Origin of the sequence: Streptomyces glaucescens (assembly GCF_002154375.1) — a bacterium.
In the GTDB taxonomy this organism is placed as follows: domain Bacteria; phylum Actinomycetota; class Actinomycetes; order Streptomycetales; family Streptomycetaceae; genus Streptomyces; species Streptomyces glaucescens.
Window position 1 is genome coordinate 1 of the sequence record NZ_MUND01000284.1, and the last position, 4,561, is coordinate 4,561.

The window sequence follows — 4,561 nt, forward strand, 5'->3', positions numbered from 1 at the left end:
GTCCTGGACCTCGGCTGCGGCTGGGCCGAGCTGCTGCTGCGCGTCCTCGCCGCCGTCCCCGGAGCCACCGGCACCGGTGTCGAGCTGAGCGGTGACGACCTCGACCGGGCCCGCCGGGCCGCGCGCGACCGGGGGCTCGCCGACCGGGTGACGCTCCTCGAGGAGTCCGCCGTGGACACCGGGCGCGGGCCCGCCGATCTGGTGCTGTGCGTCGGCTCCAGTCAGGCGCTGACCACCGTGGAACCGCCGGAGCACCTGCCGCGGGCCTTGCGCGTCCTGCGGGAGCTGGTCACCGACGACGGACGGGTGCTGCTCGGCGAGGGCTTCTGGCAGCGGACCCCTACGCCCGCCGAACTGTCCGGGATGTGGCCGCGGGCCTCCGCCTCCGACCACCCCGGCCTGGCGGCACTGCTCGATCTGGCCGTCGAGGCGGGATTCCGTCCCGAGTGGACGGAGACGGCGACGCTGGAGGAGTGGGAGGAGTTCGAGTCGGCGTACCAGGCGGACGTGGAGGTGTGGCTGGCCCGCAACCCGGGGCATCCGCTGGCGGCCGGGACCCGCGAGCGGGCCGACCGCCATCGCTCCCAGTGGATGCACTACCGGGGGGTGCTGGGCCTGGCCTTCCTCACACTCGTACCGGTGGTGCGCTGACGGTGGCGGCCTGCCCGGGCAGCGCCCACGGGGGTGCGCCGACGCGGCGGGCTCACGCCGGCACGTGCACCGCCTCCACCCGGCTCGTCACCAGCCGCTCCCGCTCCCGGCGGGCCGCCCGCCCGCGCAGCCGCAGGATCTGGCTGACGCCGAGGGCCTGGAGCACGAAGACGGAGGAGAAGGCGACGGTGTAGTCGTCCCCGGTGGCGTCCAGCAGCACCCCGACCGCGAACAGGGTCGTCATCGAGGCGACGAACCCGCCCATGTTGGTGATGCCGGACGCCGTGCCCTGGCGCTCCGGCGGGTTCGCCGGGCGGGCGAAGTCGAAGCCGATCATGGAGGCGGGCCCGCAGGCGCCGAGCACCGCGCACAGCACGACCAGCAGCCACATCGGCGCCCGCTCACCGGGCCAGGCCAGGGTCGTCCCCCACAGCACCGCCGTCGCCGCGATCGTGCCGAGCGCGAGCGGCAGGCGCGCCCCGTGGTGCCGGGCCACGATCTGGCCGTAGACCAGGCCGATCGCCATGTTGGACAGCACGACCAGGGTCAGCAGTTCACCGGCGGTGGCCCGGGTGAGGCCCTGGGCCTCGACCAGGAACGGCATGCCCCACAGCAGCAGGAACACCATCGCCGGGAACTGCGTGGTGAAGTGCACCCACAGGCCGAGCCGGGTGCCGGGCTCCCGCCAGGACTCGGCGATCTGCCGCCGGACGTAGGCCGTTCCCCGGTGCGAGGCCGGTTCCGGCTCGTGGCCCTCGGGGTGGTCCTTGAGGAAGAGCAGCAGCAGGACGAGGACGACGACTCCGGCGAGGGCGCTGCCGGCGAAGGCGTGCGTCCAGCCGATGCCGTGCAGCAGCCGGGCGAGGAGCAGGGTGGAGACCAGGTTGCCCGCCATGCCGACGAGCCCGGCGAGCTGCGCGATCAGGGGTCCGCGCCGGGCCGGGAACCAGCGGCTGCCGAGCCGCAGCACGCTGATGAACGTCATCGCGTCACCGCAGCCCAGCAGGGCCCGCGAGGCGAGCGCCATGCCGTACGACGGGGAGAAGGCGAAGCCCAGTTGGCCTGCCGTGAACAACACGACTCCGATGGCCAGCACCTTCTTGGTGCCGAGCCGGTCGACCAGCAGGCCGACGGGGATCTGCATCCCGGCGTAGACCAGCAGCTGGAGGATGGAGAACGTGGACAGCGCGGAGGCGTTCACGTGGAAGCGGTCGGCGGCGTCGAGGCCGGCGACTCCCAGCGAGGTACGGAAGATGACGGCGACGAAGTAGACGGCGACGCCGATCGACCAGACGCCGACGGCCTGCCTGCCGCCGGGCGGATCGCCGGGCAGCGATATCGACGGCGCGCTCACCGGACCTCACCCCGCGCCAGGTGCGAGAACCAGCCGACGTGCCGGTGGACGACGGCGACGGCGGCCTCGGCGTCGCCGGAGCGCAGCGCGTTCAGGATCTCCTGGTGCTCGTCGAGGTTCTTGGCGATGCGGTCGGGGTGGGAGTGCATCACGGCGACGCCCATCCGCAGCTGGCGGTCGCGGAGCTGGTCGTAGAGGCGGGAGAGGATGGCGTTGCCGCCGCTGCGGACGATCTCGGCGTGGAAGCAGCGGTCGGTGACCGCGACGGCGGCCAGGTCCCCGGCGGCGGCCTGCTCCTGCTGCTGGGCGAGCAGCTCCTCCAGACGCGTGATCAGCGCGGGCGGGGCGGGGACGGCCTTGCGGGCGGCGTGCTCCTCGACCAGCAGGCGGGTCTCGACGACGTCGGCGATCTCCTGCGCGGAGACCGGCAGCACCAGGGCGCCCTTCTTCGGGTAGAGCTTGAGCAGTCCCTCGGCCTCCAGCCGCAGCAGCGCCTCGCGCACGGGGGTGCGCGAGACCCCTACGGCCTCGGCCAGCTCGCCCTCGGTGAGGAGCGCCCCGCCCTCGTAGCGGCGGTCCAGGACGCCTTGTTTGACGTGGGTGTAGACGCGGTCGGCGGCGGGCGGTTGCTTCACGGCTGCCAAGGTCATGCCGACAGGATAGATACATCACGTACGCATAGGGATCGCCGGTCCAGGATGCGGACCGGGCGCCCCGGAATTTCCCGTACAACCATTCACCTCCCCCAGGTGTCTCACCTGTGCGGCCCTGTTGCGCCCCTCTCAACTCGGCCACAACAAAAGGGACTTAACGATTAGTTCGGGGTATTTCTCTTGATGAGTAGCATTTCGGGCGTTCGGGTCCGCAGAGCCATCACGGTCGGGCTCGCCACCGGCGCGATGATCGCCACGGGCGCGGTCGTCGCCGCACCCGCGCAGGCCCTCACGGTGCCCACCGTCACCGCCAAGGGCGCGTTCGTGATGAACGGCGCGACCGGCGCGACGCTGTACACGAAGTCCGGCGACACGAAGAGGCTCACGGCCTCCACCACGAAGATCATGACCGCCAAGGTCGTGCTCTCACAACCGAACCTGAACCTGGACACCAAGGTGACGATCAGGAGGGAGGTCAGCGACTACATGGTCGCCGAGGGCTACCCCTCGACGGCCCGCCTGATCGTCGGCGACAAGGTGACGGTCCGCCAACTGCTCTACGGGATGATGCTGCCGTCCGGCTGCGACGCCGCGATGGCCCTCGCCGACAAGTTCGGCACCGGCACCACGGTCAAGGCCCGCACCGCCAACTTCATCGGCAAGATGAACACCATGGCCAAGAGCCTGGGCATGACCAACACGCACTTCGACTCGTTCGACGGCCTCAGCAACGGCTCCAACTACTCGACGCCGCGCGACCTGACGAAGCTCGCGCGCAGCACGATGAAGAGCAGCACGTTCCGGGCCGTCGTGAAGACCAAGTCGTACACGGCCAAGACGATCACCGCGTCCGGCTCCATCCGGACGATGGCGACCTGGTACAACACCAACACGCTGCTCGGCTGGAACGGCACGCTCGGCATCAAGACCGGCTCCGGCCCCGAGGCCAAGTACTGCCTGGTCTTCGCCGCCACGCTCAACGGCGAGCAGGTGATGGGCACCGTCCTGTCCTCCTCCTCGGAGGCCTACCGCACCAGCGACGTGAAGAAGCTCATCAACTACGGCTACGCGCGCATCAGCTGACGCACCGGCGCACCACGGCACGGCACAGGGGCCCGCCGCCTCCCGGCGACGGGCCCCTTCCGTGTGCCGCTACCGGCTCACGCCCAGGTGATCAGCCGCTTGGGCTGCTCCAGGACGGCGGCCACGTCGGCCAGCACCTTGGAGCCCAGTTCGCCGTCGACCAGGCGGTGGTCGAAGGAGAGCGCCAGGGTGGTGACCTGACGGGGCTTAACCTTGCCCTTGTGGACCCACGGCTGGAGCTTGATCGCGCCCACCGCGAGGATCGCGGACTCGCCGGGGTTGAGGATCGGCGTGCCGGTGTCGACGCCGAAGACGCCGACGTTGGTGATGGTGATCGTGCCGCCCTGCATGGCCGCCGGGGACGTCCTGCCCTCGCGCGCCGTGCTCACCAGCTCGCCCAGCGACTCGGCCAGCTGGGGCAGGGTCTTGGCGTGCGCGTCCTTGATGTTCGGCACGATCAGACCGCGCGGGGTGGCCGCCGCGATGCCCAGGTTGACGTAGTGCTTGACCACGATCTCCTGGGCCGCCTCGTCCCAGGACGCGTTGATGTCCGGGTTGCGCTTGACGGCGACCAGCAGCGCCTTGGCGATCAGCAGCAGCGGGTTCACCCGCAGGCCGCCGAACTCCTTGTCCTGCTTGAGCTCCTCGACCAGCTTCATGGTGCGCGTGACGTCGACCGTCACGAACTCCGTGACGTGCGGCGCGGTGAACGCCGAGCCGACCATCGCCGCGGCCGTGGCCTTGCGGACGCCCTTGACCGGGATCCGGGTCTCGCGCGCCGCGTCGTGACCGGCGGAGGGGGCCGGGGCGGCCTGGGGGG

The 4,561-nt window shown here is 71.1% G+C and carries 5 protein-coding genes; 2 read left to right on the forward strand and 3 right to left on the reverse strand.

Translation table 11 applies throughout. The annotated features are described in order from the left end of the window. Positions 1–651: SAM-dependent methyltransferase (locus tag CCN42_RS19380; RefSeq protein WP_107427616.1), on the forward strand; the 651-nt coding region annotated here is incomplete at its 5' end. A gap of 52 nt (positions 652–703) precedes the next feature. Here CCN42_RS19380 and CCN42_RS19385 read toward each other — a convergent pair. Both CCN42_RS19385 and CCN42_RS19390 read right to left on the reverse strand, forming a co-directional pair. Further along, a complete protein-coding gene (locus CCN42_RS19385) occupies positions 704–2,005 on the reverse strand; it encodes an MFS transporter (RefSeq protein WP_086737383.1) in 1,302 nt (433 codons plus the stop codon). Next, entirely contained in the window at positions 2,002–2,655 is a 654-nt protein-coding gene (locus CCN42_RS19390; RefSeq protein WP_086737385.1) for a GntR family transcriptional regulator, read from the reverse strand. Before CCN42_RS19390 ends, CCN42_RS19385 begins: the two co-directional genes overlap by 4 nt. 186 nt (positions 2,656–2,841) lie before the next feature. On the opposite strand from CCN42_RS19390, the gene CCN42_RS19395 reads away from it, so the two are divergent. Further along, on the forward strand, positions 2,842–3,741 hold the full coding sequence (locus CCN42_RS19395; RefSeq protein WP_086737387.1) for a D-alanyl-D-alanine carboxypeptidase family protein: 900 nt from the start codon (positions 2,842–2,844) through the stop codon (positions 3,739–3,741). A 77-nt stretch (positions 3,742–3,818) separates the two neighbouring features. On the opposite strand, the gene CCN42_RS19400 is transcribed toward CCN42_RS19395, so the two are convergent. Then, the coding region (locus tag CCN42_RS19400) for a dihydrolipoamide acetyltransferase family protein (protein ID WP_143661955.1) at positions 3,819–4,561 on the reverse strand (743 nt) is incomplete at its 5' end.